Below are 15080 nucleotides of genomic sequence, written 5' to 3'. Positions count from 1 at the left end.
CGGGTGAGGGGGCACCCAGTGTGGCGGAAAGCCGCGCCCCGTCATCGGGGCGCCCTGCCGAACGGAGAATGCGATGACGGCGGACGCATGGGCGCCCCGGACCGGGGTTCCGGCTCTCACCCCGCCGGGCGTGTACGCCCCCCAGTGGGACACCAGGCTGCTGACCCGCGCCCTCTCCCGTGAGGACATCGGCATGGCCACCGAGGTGCTGGACCTGGGCACGGGCTCGGGAGCCCTCGCCGTTCAGGCGGCGCGCCTCGGCGCCCGGGTGACGGCGGTCGACATCTCGCGGCTCGCCGTGCTGACCGCACGGATCAACGCCAGGCTGGCCGGCCAGCGGGTCCACTTTCGCCGCGGCGACCTCACCGCGGCCGTCCCCGGCCGCTCGTACGACCTGGTCGTGAGCAATCCGCCCTATGTGCCGTCGCCCGACACGGCGCTGCCGCGGCGCGGTCTCGCCCGCGCGTGGGACGCGGGCCGCGACGGCCGCGCGTTCATCGACCGGATCTGCGCGGAGGCGCCCTCGGTCCTGAACCCCGGGGGCGCACTGCTGCTCGTCCACTCGAGCCTGTGCGACACCCGGGCCACCCTGCGGCGGCTGGCGGACGTCGGTCTGAGCGCGACGGTCACCGACCGGGCCGCCGTGCCCTACGGACCGGTACTGCGCTCGCGGCAGCGGTGGCTCGTCCAGCAGGGCCTGCTGGACGGTGACGAGGACCGCGAGGAACTGGTCGTCGTCCGCGCCGAGCGCGCTTGAGCGTCCGCGCCCCGGACGCGCGTCGAGGGCCGATGCCGCCGCGCATGGCCCGCCCGCGCTGCCCTGCCCGCCGTCGGCACCGTCCGGGGCACGCCGTCCGGCGAGCGCGTCAGCGCCGGACGGCGTGCCGACGCCCTGCGGCGGGCGTAGCGTCCTGGTAGGGGCGGGTCCGGTCCCGTCCGGCGTGCCTGTCCGCGCCCCGAGCGGAGCGGAGGGCCCGCGCCGGCCGTCCGGAGACCTCTCCCTCCCGATGCCGGAGGTGCCACGTGACCAGCGCGGGCGATCCGCCCGTCGGCGACGGCGAGCTGGACGCCGAGTTCGCGGAGATGGTGCGCCGCACCGGCGCGTCCATCGGCGCGCTCTTTCTCCTCGGGCCCGACGAAGAGCTGCTGCACCTGGACCTGCTGTGCGGGGCGCCGGCCGAGTTCGCCGCGCCGTGGGCGCGCGTCCCGATCGCTGCGCCGGCGCCGGTGGCCGTGGCGGTCCGCGAGGACCGGATGGTGTGGGTGGGCAGCCAGGAGCAGATGGCCCGCTCCTACCCGCGCACCGCCATGGTGCTCCCCTTCCCTCTGGCGCTGGTCGCGGCGCCGGTCTCCGGCGGTCGTCGCCGGGGTTCGCTGCTTCTGATCTGGCCCGCCTCCCGTCCGCCCTACATGACCGCACGAGAGCGGGGGAACATCGCGTCCAGCTGCCGTCGCATCGCCCGGTTGCTGGAGGACGCCGATGCGCGCGGCCGGGGTCCGGACGGCCGTGAGGGGCCTCGCGTCGTCGCCGCGGGGACCGGCGGGCGGGGCGGCCCGGCGATGGCCGCCGCCGACTTCGCCGAGCGACTGCCCGGCGGCAGCTGCGCCCTGGACCTGGAGGGACGTTTCACGTACCTCAGCTCCGGCGCCTGCGAACTGCTGGGCTGCGACGCCGGACTGCTGCTGGGCACCCTGCCGTGGCAGTCCCTGCGCTGGCTCGACGACCCGACCTACGAGGACCGTTACCGGGCGGCGGTGATCAGCCGTGAGCCCGTGTCGTTCACCGCGTGCCGCCCGCCGGGCCAGTGGCTCGACATCCGTCTCTACCCCGACGCCAGCGGCATCAGCGTCCGTATCCGGCCCAGCGGCGAGCGGTCCCCGTCCGCCGCGGCGGACGTCCGCTCCCCGCGCGCGCCCGCGCCGGCCCGCGCCGGACGGCTCTACCAGCTCACCCACCTGGCCGCCGCCCTGACCGAGGTCGTCGGCGTCCAGGACGTCATCGACCTGGTCGCCGACCAGATCATGCCGGCCTTCGGCGCCCAGGGCCTGGTGCTGTCCCGAGCCGAGGCGGGCCGGCTGCGGATCACCGGCCACCGCGGCTACACCCGGGACACCGTGGAGCGTCTCGACGGGCTGCCGCTCGACACCGACTTCACACCGGCCGGACGCGCCCTGAGCAGCGGCATCCCCGCCTTCTTCGCCGACCCCGAGGAAATGCGGCGCATCTATCCCGAGGCGCTGCTGATCAGCGGGAAGCAGGCCTGGGCGTTCCTGCCGCTGATCATCTCCGGCCGGCCCGTGGGCTGCTGCGTCCTGTCCTACGACCGGCCCCACCCTTTCCCGGCCGAGGAACGCGCCGTTCTGACGTCCCTCGCCGGGCTCGTCGCCCAGGCCCTGGACCGGGCCGGCCTCTACGACACCAAGCTGGAGCTCGCTCACGGTCTGCAGCAGGCGCTGCTCCCGCGCACCCTTCCCCGTATCGCCGGTCTGCGGGTCGCCGCCCGCTATGTGCCCGCCACCCGGGGCATGGACATCGGCGGGGACTTCTACGACCTGATCCGGCTCGGCGAGACGGTCGCCGCCGCGGTCATCGGCGACGTCCAGGGGCACAACGTGGCCGCCGCCGCCCTGATGGGCCAGGTCCGCACCGGCGTCTACGCCCACGCCACCCTGGGCGCGTCGCCCGACCAGGTACTCGCCAGGACCAACCGGCTGCTCACCGGCCTCGCGCCGGACCTGTTCACCAGCTGCCTCTACGCCCACCTGGACCTCGGCCGCCGACGCGTGACCCTCGCCGGCGCCGGTCACCCTCCGCCCCTTCTCCGCCTCCCCGACGGCGCGACCGCGCCCGTCGACCTGGTGCCCGGTCCCCTCCTCGGCATCGATCCCGACGCCGTCTTCCCCGTCACCGAGTTCCCGATCGTCCCGGGCATGATCCTCGCCTTCTACACCGACGGGCTGGTCGAGACGCCGGGCGTCGACCTCGACGACTCCATCGCCGACCTGGCCGGGCATCTCCGCGCGGCCGACGACCGCGATCTGGAGCTGCTCATCGACGACCTGCTGACGAAGGGCAAGGCGATCGGCCGGCGCACCGACGACATCGCGCTCCTCCTGCTGCACCTCGAGGGCGACCGAGCCCGGCAAGGGCAGCCGGGCGAACCCCCTTGGTGAGCCGCCGGACGCGACGGCTGGACACACGGGCGGATCGACAGCCGGGCGGGGGTACTCGTGGGCCCCACGGACCGGCTGCGAACGGCCGGGGCTCGCCGTGGGGCGGGCGAGGTCGGTCCGTCCCGTAGGGGCCAGTCGGGGTCCGGACCCCGACTGCGGGCGGGGCCACGCGGCGGCGCGCTCCGCGGGGCCGTGCTCGTCTGAGAAGCATTGGCGCCAGACGTGCGCACTGGGTAGATTATGTGACGTTATGTGGGGAACTCGGTCCGGGCAATCAGCCGCCGAATCCGCCCAGCAGACGGGTCCGACCCCTGAGCGGACGTCCGGGCATACCCCGAGGAGCGAACGTGAGTATGCGTATCGGAGTGGAAGAAGAGTTCCACGTCCTGGAGGTGGAGAGCGGGCTTCTGGTGCCGCGCGCCGACGCCGTACTGCAACGGCTCCCCCGACAGGCCTTCACCACCGAGCTGCACCAGTCGACGGTCGAGTCCAACAGCGGCGTGCACACCTCGCTGGACGACCTCCACGCCGACCTCACCGAGACGAGACGGCGACTCGACCGGGCGGCCGCCTCGTCCGGGCTGGCCGTGATGGCCGCGGGCACCGCCCCGCTGGCGTCGGCCGACCCGGCCCACCCCACCGCCGACGCGCGCTACCTCCACATGACCGAGGAATACCGCAGGGTCGCCGACGAACAGCTCATCTGCGGCGCACAGGTCCACGTGGACGTCCCCGACCGTGACACCGCCGTACGCGCGATGTGCGTCGTGGCGCCCTGGCTGCCCGTCCTCCTCGCGCTCTCCGCCAGCTCACCGTTGTGGCAGGGCGCCGACACCGGATACGCGAGCTGGCGCACCCTGCTCTGGCAGCGCTGGCCGACCGCGGGACCCGCCGGGTGTTATGCGAACGCCGCCGAATACGACGCCGCCGTGCAGGACTTCGTCCGGGCCGGAGTGATCAGCGACCCCGGGATGATCTACTACGACGTCCGCCCCTCCTCCCACTTGCGCACCCTCGAACTGCGCATCTGCGACGCCTGCCCACGCGCGGAGACCGTAGTGCTGATCGCCGGGCTCTTCCGCGCCCTGGTCACCGAGGCCCGCGAACAGTTGCGCACCCACGGCGAGCCGCACTGCGCCGGCCGGCACGAATGGCTGCGCGGCGCCGCCTGGCGGGCCGCCCGGTCCGGCCTCGAAGGCCCGCTGGTGGACCCCGAGACCCACCGGGAGGCGCCCGCGGCACAGGTCCTGCACAAGCTGCTCGTCCGGCTGCGTCCCGCCCTCGAGGCCCACGGGGACTGGGACACCGTGCGGGCCCTGGCCCACCAGGCGCTCGCCGACGGCAGCGCCGCCCGCCGCATCCGTCGTGCCGCACAGGACGAGGACCTGCTGGCCTGCGTCGACATGCTCGTCGCCGAGACGCGCGGCGAACGCGGACACCGCAGCGCGCCGCGCCCCGTCGACGGCGCACGCTCCGCCGCCGCCCGCCGGGCGCAGCCTCAGGCCATCGGCCGCTGACGGCCCTGCGCCCCCCGGACCGCCCGTGTCTCCTCTCTCACCGAACTGCCGCCTGCGCAGAAGGGGTTCCGTCATGTCCAGCAGCACGACCCAGACCTATGCCGGTGTGCGGAAAGGAGGCGGTACGCCATGTGCGGTCTGAGCGGAGAGATCCGCTTCGACGGCCGACGCCCTGATCTGGCGGCCGTCGAGCGCATGAGCGACCGCCTCGCCCCCCGGGGACCCGACGGCCACGGGGTCTGGACACGGGGCGCGGTGGCACTCGGACACCGACGGCTGAAGATCATCGACCTGTCGGACCTCGGCGCGCAGCCGATGACGGACGCCCGCGACGAGATCACCGGCGTCTTCAACGGCTGCGTGTACAACTACCGGGAACTGCGCGACGAACTGCGCGGGCTCGGTCACGCCTTCGAATCGACGTCCGACACCGAAGTGGTCCTCAAGGCCTACCTGCAGTGGGGGACCGCCTGCGTCGAGCACTTCCACGGCATGTTCGCCTTCGTCCTCGTCGAGCACCGGACCGGCCGCGTCGTGCTGGCCCGCGACCGGCTCGGCATCAAGCCCCTCTACCTGTCGGGGACGCCGGACCGCCTGCGGTTCGCCTCGTCGCTGCCCGCCCTCCTCGCCGCCGGGGACGTGGACACCACCCTCGACCCGACGGCCGTCCACCAGTACCTCAGCTGGCACGCCACGGTCGCGCCGCCGCGCACCGTCCTCAACGGCGTGCGCAAGCTGCCCCCGGCCACCGTCCGGGTCGTCGAGCCGGACGGCGCCCATCGCGACCACCGTTACTGGCAGCCCTCCTACACACGTCGCCCCGAGCACGCCGACATGGGCGCCAACGAGTGGCGTGACGCGGTGCTGGAAGGACTGCGCACCGCCGTGCGGCGCCGCATGGTCTCCGACGTACAGGTCGGCGTCCTGCTCTCCGGCGGCCTGGACTCCAGCCTCATCGTCGCGCTGCTCGCCGACGAGGGGCAGCGGGACCTGATGACCTTCAGCGTCGGCTTCGAGGCGGAGGGCGGCGAGGAGGGCGACGAGTTCCGGTACTCGGACCTCGTGGCCAGGGAGTTCGCCACCGACCACCGACGCCTGATGGTGCCCTCCGACCGGGTGTCGACCGCCCTGGACGGCGCGATCGCCGCCATGAGCGAGCCGATGACCAGCCACGACGTGGTCGCCTTCTACCTGCTGTCCGAGCAGGTGTCGAAGGACGTCAAGGTCGTGCAGAGCGGGCAGGGCGCCGACGAGGTGTTCGCCGGCTACCACTGGTACCCGGAGCTGGCCGGGGTCGCCCGGGAGGACGAACCCGAGCAGTACGCCGAGACCTACTTCGACCGGCCGCACGCCGACCTCGCCCGCATCCTCCAGCCGCACATGCTGCCCTCCGAGGACGTCTCGGGACGCTTCGTCCGCGCCCACATGGCGACGCCTGGGGCCGAGACCGCACTGGACGCGGCGCTGCGCCTGGACACGCACGTCATGCTGGTCGACGACCCCGTCAAACGGGTCGACAACATGACCATGGCCTGGGGCCTGGAGGCCCGGGTGCCCTTCCTCGACCACGAACTCGTGGAGCTGGCCGCGGCCTGCCCGCCCGAGCTCAAGCTCGCCGACGGCGGCAAGGGCGTCCTCAAGGAGGCCGGCCGCAAGCTCCTCCCGCGCGAGGTCGTCGACCGCCCCAAGGGCTACTTCCCCGTCCCGGCGATCCGCCATATGGCCGGCCCCGTCCTGCACCGGGTGCGCGAGGCCCTCCAGGCGCCCGAGGCGAGGGAACGCGGCCTGTTCAAGGAGTCGTACGTCACCGAACTGCTCGCGGCGCCCGACGAGCACCGGACCAAGCGCGGAGCGAACGCCCTGTGGCAGACGGCCTTGCTGGAGATATGGCTGCAGACGCACGGAATCAGGTGACCGACGATCGAGACGGCCGGGCGGATCACGGCACGCCGCCCACCGCCCCGCCCGGCGACGTCCGCACGGTGACGTACGGGGAGGGCTTCCCGCCGCCCGCGGACGCGCCGTCCCCGGACGCCGACGCGCAGCACGCCGTGTACACCGCCGCGCCGGCCCCGGTGCCGCTGCCCGACGCGGCCGGCCCCCGGGAAGCCGTGAGCCGGCTGCGGTCGCACGGCTGCTGGTACCCCTCCGCCGGCCCGGACGGCACCGAGGCCGCCTTCATCTGCGACCGGGGCGGCGTGCCCCAGCTGTGGGCCGGACCGGTCGACGGCGGCGAGGTGCGCCTGCTCGACTCCTCGCCGGACCCGGTCACCGAGGTCTCCTGGTCGCCGGACGGCCGCTGGATCGCGTACACCACCGCACCGGGCGGCGGTGAGCACTCCCGGGTGCTGTGCGTGCGTCCCGACGGCACCGGACGGCGCGTCCTGGCCGGCGCAGACCCGGACAGCACCGCCTATCTGGGCTGCTGGGCGCACGACGGCTCCTCGCTCGCCGTCACCGTCGCCGCGCCCGCCGCGCGCCCCTTCGACGACGGCTCGGGGCGTCGTCCGCCGCCGGAGCAGGTCCCGGGCGACGGTCCCCCCGAGGCCGCGCCCCCGCCCGCCGGATGGACCGACCGGGGCGGTCACGCGACGCTGCTCGGCAGCGCCGTGTACGACGCCACGACCGCAGCCGGTACGGACACCACAAGGGGCGGGGGAGGGGAGCCGGGCGAGGCCCGGACCGGCGCCACGGCCACGGGGGCGGGCGTACGTTCCGACGGCGGCCTGTCCGTGTACCTGATCGATCCCGAGGGCCACGCCTCGCCCGTGCTGCTCACCACCGAGACGCACGCGGCCACCCTGCGGGTCTGCGACCTCAGCCGCGACGGCCGGTTCGTGCTGCTGCGCCGAGGGCCGCGCGGCCGGCGCGAGGCGGTCGTGCGGCGCACGGACGACTCGGCGACGACCTTCGCCCTGCCGGTCGCGGACGGAGACCCGTGGATCGGCCGGTTCTCCCCCGACGGCGGGACGCTGTGGCTGCGCAGCAACGTCGACCGGGAGTACGCGGCTCTCGTCGCCGTGGATCTCGACGCCCTCGGCGTGCCGTTCGGCAGGACCGTCGTCGCGGAACGACAGGAAAGCGACCTCGAACTCCTGGCCCTGGCCCACGACGGCCGCACCGCCGTCCTGGCCTGGAACGCGCAGGGCGCGAGCGAGCTCGAACTCGTCGAGACCTCCCCGGCCCGGCACACCGCCCGGCGCCCCGCCCCCGACGCGACGGGTCCGCCCCGGCCCCTTCCCCTGCCGCACGAGGTCGTCACCCGGGTCACCGGGGCCGGCGCCGGGCGCCTGCTGCTGGCGCTGTCCGGTTCGCAACGCAAACCGGGCGTGTGGTGGGTCCACGAAGGCGTGTCCCTGCTGCGCACCCCCTGGTCGTCGAAGGACGAGGACGCCGTCCCGCCGGGCCGCCCGCCGGTCCGCCCCGTGCCCCTGCGGCTCACGGCACGCGACGGGCTGCCCCTGAGCGGGTGGTACTACCGGGCGCCCGGACGCCCGGAGGGCGAGCCCGCGCCCTGCGTGGTCCACCTGCACGGCGGACCCGAGGAACAGGAACGCCCGGTCTTCCACCCGCTCTACCACGAACTCGCCGGGCGCGGCCTGGACGTGTTCGCCCCTGACGTGCGGGGTTCCTCCGGCCACGGCCGGTCGTTCGTCGACGCCGACCTGGGGGCAGGCCGCTTCGCCGCGCTGGACGACGTGGCCGACTGCGCGGCCCACGCGGTGACGGAGGGCCCCGCCGATCCGACGCGGCTGGCCGTCATGGGGCGCTCCTACGGCGGCTACCTGACCTTCGCCTCACTCGTGTGGCATCCCGCGCTGTTCCGCACCGGCGTGGCCGTCTGCGGCATGTCGGACCTGCTGACCTTCTTCGCCGGCACCGAGTCCTGGCTCGCGGAGTCGGCGGCACACAAGTACGGCCACCCGGAACGCGACCGGGAACTGCTGCGGGCCCTGTCGCCGATGAGCCGCGTCGACGAACTGAGGGCCCCGGTGCTCGCCGTGCACGGCGAACACGACACCAATGTGCCCCCGCAGGAGTCCTGGCAGTTCGTGCGGGCGGCCCGCGAGCGGGGCGTCGCCGCCGAACTGCTCACCCTGCGCGACGAGGGCCACGACTTTCTGCGGGCGGACAACCGGAGGCTGTTCCGCCGCAGCGCCGCGGACTGGCTCGAGCGACATCTGAGCCGGTGAGAGGCGCGGCGAATCGGCCGGAGCAGCCGGAGCGGCCGACGCGGGTGGCGCAGCCCCTGCCACCCGAGAACGCGCCTCGAGGAACCAGCGACAAGCAGCGAGGAACAAGCAACAAGCAGGAGTAGAGCGTGCACGGCGGGGTAGCCGGTGCCGGTCCGGAGGAGGCGGCGCGATGCCTGGGGAGGTCGAGCGCCGCCTCCCGCCGGCTGCCTGCCGTCCTCGACGCGTCCGGCCGCCGCGCTCACGGGGAGGAACTGCTGCGGCGCAAGCAGGAAGCGGAGCGGGCACACCGCCCGCGACTCCAGCGGCATCACCGCCCTGATCGCCGCCCGCAACCACGCGGCGGCCGCTCAGGCCGACGCCGCTCTGGCCGGGGTGCCCGGCAACACGCTGCGCATCCTGCGCGTCGTCGGACTGGACCAGATCTTCGCCCTCCATCCCGACGCGCAGTCCGCCGTGGAGGCCCGCTCCGACTCGACGCCGCCCGGCCGGGTGGGACGTGATGCGGGCCCGGCCGGGAACCGGGTGTGAGGCAGCCGGGACAGGGGACTTGGTGAGCAAGCCGGGTTCAGCGGCGTACCCATGGGGCTGCCCCGGTCCAGGCTTCTCTGGTTCAGACAGCGTGCCGGAGGAGCCGCCCCGGCGACGCATGCGTCACGCGAGGCCGCCCTGCTCACAGATCAGGCGGGCGACTTCGCGCAGCTTGACGTTGTTCTCCTGTGAGTAGCGCCGCAGCACGTCGAAGGCCTGGTCCTCGGAGATGCGATGGCTGCCCATCAGGATGCCCATGGCCTCGCCGATGGCGTGCCGGGTGGCCACCGCCTGCTCCATCTGGGCGTGGGTGCGGGCGCTGGAGAAGGCGACCGCTGCGTGGGAGGCGAGCAGCCAGCCGGCCAGCTCGCTGGTCTCGGTGAACGCGCCGGCCTTGCGTGAGTAGAGGTTGAGCGCGCCGAGGTCCTCGTCCTCGGTGAACAGCAGAAAGCCCATCATGCTGCCCACCCCGAGCGCATGCGCCCCCGGGGCGTAGGCGGGCCAGCGCCGCTGCTCGCCGGTGAGGTCCGCGATGCGGAAGACCCGCTCGCCCTCGACGCGCCGGGCGACGTCGAAACAGGGCCCCTCGCCCAGCCGCTCCTGCAGCCGGTCGCTTTCGAGGACCAGCTGGTCCGTGGGGGCGAGCGTCTCCGCCTTGCGGTCGCGCAGCACGAGAATGCCGGCCGCGTCACACCCGTCGACCAGGTCCGTGGCCGACGCGGTGATCCGCTCCAGCGTGGCGTCGACCGAATCCTGTGCCAGGAGTTCCCTCGCCATCGACGCCATCTGCTGGGCGAACCCGCCCCAGTCCACACCGTCCTCCACCGATCGCCCTCCCTGGGATTCGCCCTCCCTGAGACACATCTCCTGTCTCCTGCCCAGCTTCCCACGCATCTCACGGCGAACCGGTGACAGCGTGCGCACGCGGCGTCAGCGCAGGACGTCAAAGACGTTCATCTGCAGCCCGTTGGCGTACGCCTGGTGTTCGACGAGCCTCAGCTTCTGCGTGTCCTTGTCCGTGGCGCTGAAGAGCCGCTTGCCCGCCCCGAGCAGGAGGGGGAAGACGAGCAGGTGATAGCGGTCGATCAGGCCGGCGTCCGACAGGGCCTGGTTCAGGGTGGCGCTGCCGTGGACGATGATCGGGCCGCCCTCGCCCTCCTTCAGGGCGGCGACGTCGTCGAGCGAACGCATGATCGTGGTGTCACCCCAGTTCGACACCAGGTCGTCCTCGCTCAGGGTGGTGGAGACGACGTACTTCGGGATCACCTTGTAGTCGGCGAACTCCGGCATGTCGGGCCACACGGGGCTGAACGCCTCGTAGCTGGTCCGGCCCAGCAGCATCGCGGTGGCTTCCTGCTGCTCCCGGCCCTTGATCTCGAACGCCTCGGGGAGGAATTCGACGTCCTTGAAGGTCCAGCCGGCGTTGCGGTAGCCGGGCTCGCCGCCCGGAGCCTCCACGACGCCGTCGAGCGAGATGAAAGCGGTGCTGATCAGGGTGCGCATGATGGATCCTCGAGGTCTCGTGTCCGGTCTTCGGTCGATCCGGTCGGTGCGCCTTCGCCCGCACTCGCGGCCGCGGCGCCTTCCGGCCATGATCTCTGACCGTCGAGCCGCCGGAAACTCATCGGCCGTCGCCGGAACACGGCCGAAGCCCATGCCCGCGGCCCGACGGAGCGATCTGCCGCCGGAGATCCTCGACCGGCCGGCCGGCGGCCCCGACGCGAAGATCGTCAGGTCCGTGGCGCCGCGCCCGGGGCCGGGTTTGCGGCCACGCGCGCCGAGCAAGATCAGACGGAGGCGTCCGGCTCGAACGGGGAAGCGACGGCGTGCGGCGTGTTCACCGGGCGGGACCGGACGCGCCGTCAGTGGCTCCAGGAGGAACCCGTGGCCGTCGTCCCCATGACGGAGATCGACATGTTCGCGACCTCGGACCGGCGCACGCGCTGCGAGCAGTACCGGCGCCTCCGGGAGCTGGGCGGTGTCGTCCGGCTGCGCGATCCGGACGTGTACGCCGTGACGCGCTACGACGAGGTGAAGGCCGTGCTCGCCGATCACGACGCCTTCGTCTCCGGTGAGGGCGTGGGATTCGACCCCGAGGTCAACCGGCTCATGCGGGGCGTCACGCTCGTCAGCGATCCGCCGGAGCACGACGTGCTGCGCTGCGTCGTCGGGGCGGGACTGCGCCCCGGGACGCTGCGGGCCCGCGGTGAGGAGATCTCCCGGAAGGCGCGTGACCTCGTCGGCGAAGTCGTCGCCAAGGGGGAGATCGACGGCGTCACCGAGCTGGCCCAGGCGCTGCCCATGCTGATCATCCCCGACTACCTGGGGCTTCCCGAACGCAATCGTGAGCATCTCTACGCGTGGGGGCAGGTGGGCAACGACCTGCTGGGGCCGGTCTCGGAGCGCACCGCGCACAACATGGAGATGACCGGGCGCCTGTTCGCGTTCGCCCACGAGCTCGCGGCGAACCGGGAACTGGCGCCCGGGAGCCCCGGAGCCGCCGTCCTCGAAGCGGCCGGCCGGGGCGTCGTCGCCGAGGAGAAGTGCCCCCTCCTCCTCGTCGACCTCATCGGCCCGTCGCTGGAGACCACGGCCGCCGCGATCGGCCATCTGCTCGTCCTCTTCGCCGAGCGCCCCGGCCAGTGGGAGGCGCTGCGCGCCGAGCCCGGGCTGGTCGCCTCGACCGTCAACGAGCTGCTGAGGTTCGAGACCCCCGTGCGCGGACTCACCCGCGTCGCGGCCTGCGACGTCGAACTCGGCGGGGTGACGGTCCCGCAGGGCGCGCGCATATGGGCCCTGTTCGCGTCCGCGAACCGTGACGAACGCAAGTGGGAGCGCGCGGACGAGTTCGACTTCCGGCGCAATCCGCTCGACCATCTCGGGTTCGGCCACGGCAGGCACCACTGCGTCGGCCAGGGCGTCGCCCGTCTGGAGCTGCACGCCGTCGTCCACGCCCTGCTCGACTCCGTCGAACGCATCGAGCTCGCGGGTGATCCGGTGATCGCGGAGAACACCATCCTGAACACGTACGCCGAGGTCCCGCTCCGACTCGTGCCGAGCAAGGCGGCCTGACGAACGGCTCGACCGTGACGCCGGCTTCCGCGCTCCGGCGTTCAGCCGGCGAAGGCGTCACAGAGCCTCCGGACGGAGGGCGACACGGGCGAACGGTGGGACCAGCCGCACACGGTGCGCAGGTCGTACGTGGACGGCGGCCGCCCCGGCCTGACCTGGCGCGGGCGGGCGGGGCGTGCCGGACGTGCGGCCTTCGAGCCGGAGTGCGGCCGGGCCGGAGGCTGGGCGCGCGGGGGCCGGTGACCGGCGTCGCCGGGGCCGGGAAACCGGTGTGCCGCGCCGCGCCGGTGGCGGGCGGGAGACTGCGGCGTCCCGCTGGGGGCCGTGCTGACGAGGGCGGTGAAGGCGGGAGCCTGGCCGGGGTCGGGCACCGGGGAAGGCGTGCGGGCGGCGTCCGGGGCCAGGTGTGGCTGCGGCGGGGCACCGCCGGGGAGGGACACGCAGCCTCCGGCGAGGAGGACGGTGGTGAGGGCGGCGGCGAGGGCGAGCGTATGGCGCATGCACCCAGGGTGACGGTCGGCCGGCGGTCGGCGGCGCAACCTCGCGGCCGATCACCGGCACGGGTGACGTCGTGACACGCGGGGCGGGCCGCACCCGTCGCCGAGAAATTCGAACGGAGGCGAACGCCGAGACCGTAAGATCTCCGTCGAACACTCGACGACCGGCCGGGCCGTTCCCTGAGCCCCGGGCCGGAGACAGGTGACGACGGGAGGGTCATGCCGGACGAGGTTTCGGGCGCTTCCCACCCCGCGGCGCCCGGGGCACCCGGCTCCCGTGGAGGTGTCCGTGCTCATGGCGCTGTCCGCGGTCTCCGCCCCCGTGCGCCGCACACTGATCCGCGGGCCGGCGGGCTGCGCCGCCCGGACGCCCGGCTGTCGGGGCGCGCTGTGCGGGCTGCTCGCCCTGCTCCTGAAGGAGGACGTCGGCGGCGACGTCGGGTGACCGTGCGACGAAACGCCGGCGCGGTGGGCGCCGGACGGCCTTGACGATACGAACGAAAGGTGGACGCTCACGTGCCTGGACAAGCCTTCACACCCGCCGACGTGGCCGCACCCGCGACGACCGGGACGCCGGAAACGATGACCGCGTGGACGACCCGGGGCGACGGCATCGACGCACTGACCGCTGTGCGCGTCCCGGTACCGGCGCCCGGTCCGACCGAGGTGCTGGTGAAGATCTCGGCCGTGTCGCTCAACTACCGTGACCTGCTGGTCGTGGGCGGTGTCGACCACTGGTCGCCCACACGGGACGTGGTGCCCGTCTCCGACGGCGTCGGCGCCGTCGCCGCGATCGGCTCCGAGGTGACCCGCTGGCGACCGGGCGACCGGGTCTCGGCCGGATTCCTGCCCCGATGGCGGTCGGGTCCGCTCGCCGAGGAGACCTATGTGTCGCCGGTGGGCGGGCCGGTCAACCGCGGCATGCTCGCCGAATACGTCCTCGTCGAGCAGGACGAGGCGGTGCGGACCGCGCACAGCCTGGACGACGTGCACGCGGCCACGCTGCCCGTCGCCGGAGTGACCGCCTGGCACGCCGTCGGGCGCCGCAGCCGGGTCCGGCCGGGCGAGACCGTGCTTGTCCACGGCACAGGCGGAGTCGCCCTGTTCGCCGCACAGTTGACCCTCGCTCTGGGCGCCACCCCGATCGTCACCTCGAGCAGCGACGAGAAGCTCGACAGGCTCCGCGCGCTCGGCGTCGACCGCACGATCAACTACCGGCGTACCGCGGACCTCGCGGCCGAGGTGCTGCGGATGACCGGAGGCGAGGGTGTGGACCATGTCGTCGAGACGGTGGGCGGCGACAACCTGAACCGCTCGCTGGAAGCGGTGAAGGTGGGCGGGAGCATCAGCTTCATCGGCCTCATCGCCGGACGCGCGGCGAACATCGACGTCTACCGGTTCGTCACCAGGAACATCACCGTCCACGGCATCGAGACGGGCTCCCTGGAGATGCTCGAAGAACTGGCCGCCTTCGTCGACGAGCACGGCATCACCCCCGTGATCGACTCCGTCCTCCCCGCCGAACGCGTCCATGAGGCGTTGCGCCACCTCGAAGGCGGCCGGCACTTCGGCAAGATCGTCGTCACCATGCCGGCCACGAGCAGCGACACGAGCAGGAGCACGGAAGCGACCACCCCCTGACCACGACCAGGCATCCGGCCTCGGGCCCGTGTTCGTTCCCGTGGGCGTGGTCGCGCGGGTGCCTGTGACTGTGTCCTAGGCCGTCCTCCGTCGCGCCCCGCGGTCCGATGACGGCAGAGAGGCAGGGGACCCCGGGGCAGGCCGTGCCCGGAGCCGCCGGAACCGGTTCGACGGGCGCGGCGGAGGCCGGCGCCGACGGAAGACCGTCAGCGCTACACTCTCGTCGGGACCAGGACGGCAGGCCGGAGACACCGGATCCCGGCCGAAGCACCGACAGCGGCTCGCACCACTTCTCCCTTCCCGTGTCGCGAACCGGTTCGCCGCTCGGTCCGCGCCCGTCCCGGTTCGACCGGTCGCCGTGAGGAGCCCTCGTGAACATCGGTGAGATCGCCCGGCGGGCCGGTGTGTCGCGGAGCACCGTGTCGTACGCCCTGAGCGGCAAGCGGCCCGTCTCC

At 73.5% G+C, this 15080-nt stretch carries 13 protein-coding genes; 10 read left to right on the top strand and 3 right to left on the bottom strand.

Going from position 1 to position 15080, the window contains the following annotated elements:
• Window positions 1-73: 73 nt before the first annotated feature.
• From IE239_RS39450 to IE239_RS42790, 6 genes are all read left to right on the top strand, one after another.
• Window positions 74-757, top strand: a complete 684-nt coding sequence (locus tag IE239_RS39450; RefSeq protein ID WP_190154265.1) for a HemK2/MTQ2 family protein methyltransferase — start codon at window positions 74-76, stop codon at window positions 755-757.
• A 266-nt stretch (window positions 758-1023) separates the two neighbouring features.
• Window positions 1024-3174: a SpoIIE family protein phosphatase gene (locus tag IE239_RS39445; RefSeq protein ID WP_308435456.1), complete on the top strand. Its 2151-nt coding sequence runs from the start codon at window positions 1024-1026 to the stop codon at window positions 3172-3174.
• Between the two features lie 353 nt (window positions 3175-3527).
• A complete protein-coding gene (locus IE239_RS39440) occupies window positions 3528-4691 on the top strand; it encodes a carboxylate-amine ligase (protein ID WP_190154277.1) in 1164 nt (387 codons plus the stop codon).
• A gap of 129 nt (window positions 4692-4820) precedes the next feature.
• On the top strand, window positions 4821-6605 hold the full coding sequence (locus IE239_RS39435) for an N-acetylglutaminylglutamine amidotransferase (protein ID WP_190154264.1): 1785 nt from the start codon (window positions 4821-4823) through the stop codon (window positions 6603-6605).
• On the top strand, window positions 6578-8884 hold the full coding sequence (locus tag IE239_RS39430; protein WP_190154263.1) for a prolyl oligopeptidase family serine peptidase: 2307 nt from the start codon (window positions 6578-6580) through the stop codon (window positions 8882-8884). Before IE239_RS39435 ends, IE239_RS39430 begins: the two co-directional genes overlap by 28 nt.
• 147 nt (window positions 8885-9031) lie before the next feature.
• Window positions 9032-9415, top strand: a complete 384-nt coding sequence (locus tag IE239_RS42790) for an STAS domain-containing protein (RefSeq protein WP_229878725.1) — start codon at window positions 9032-9034, stop codon at window positions 9413-9415.
• Window positions 9416-9538: 123 nt separating this feature from the next.
• Here IE239_RS42790 and IE239_RS39420 read toward each other — a convergent pair whose 3' ends face one another.
• Together IE239_RS39420 and IE239_RS39415 are read right to left on the bottom strand one after the other, a co-directional pair.
• Window positions 9539-10201, bottom strand: coding sequence for a GAF and ANTAR domain-containing protein (locus IE239_RS39420; protein WP_229878728.1), 663 nt, complete (start codon window positions 10199-10201; stop codon window positions 9539-9541).
• Window positions 10202-10345: 144 nt separating this feature from the next.
• Entirely contained in the window at window positions 10346-10918 is a 573-nt protein-coding gene (locus IE239_RS39415) for a dihydrofolate reductase family protein (protein ID WP_190154261.1), read from the bottom strand.
• Between the two features lie 381 nt (window positions 10919-11299).
• Between IE239_RS39415 and IE239_RS39410 the strand changes: the two genes are divergently transcribed.
• Window positions 11300-12487, top strand: a complete 1188-nt coding sequence (locus tag IE239_RS39410) for a cytochrome P450 (protein WP_190154260.1) — start codon at window positions 11300-11302, stop codon at window positions 12485-12487.
• Between the two features lie 41 nt (window positions 12488-12528).
• Here IE239_RS39410 and IE239_RS39405 read toward each other — a convergent pair whose 3' ends face one another.
• Complete coding sequence (locus IE239_RS39405) at window positions 12529-12987, bottom strand: hypothetical protein (protein WP_190154259.1); 459 nt, start codon at window positions 12985-12987, stop codon at window positions 12529-12531.
• Window positions 12988-13279: 292 nt separating this feature from the next.
• Here IE239_RS39405 and IE239_RS39400 point away from each other — a divergent pair, with 292 nt between their 5' ends.
• The 3 genes from IE239_RS39400 to IE239_RS39390 form a co-directional block, all read left to right on the top strand.
• Window positions 13280-13429, top strand: coding sequence for a hypothetical protein (locus IE239_RS39400; protein ID WP_190154258.1), 150 nt, complete (start codon window positions 13280-13282; stop codon window positions 13427-13429).
• Window positions 13430-13500: 71 nt separating this feature from the next.
• Window positions 13501-14625, top strand: coding sequence for a zinc-dependent alcohol dehydrogenase family protein (locus IE239_RS39395; RefSeq protein ID WP_190154257.1), 1125 nt, complete (start codon window positions 13501-13503; stop codon window positions 14623-14625).
• 371 nt (window positions 14626-14996) lie between these two features.
• On the top strand, window positions 14997-15080 hold an 84-nt coding region (locus IE239_RS39390; RefSeq protein WP_190153062.1), incomplete at its 3' end, for a LacI family DNA-binding transcriptional regulator.

Source organism: Streptomyces humidus (genome assembly GCF_014649655.1).
In the GTDB taxonomy this organism is placed as follows: Bacteria; Actinomycetota; Actinomycetes; order Streptomycetales; family Streptomycetaceae; genus Streptomyces; species Streptomyces humidus.
This window is presented reverse-complemented; position numbering and strand designations above follow the sequence as displayed.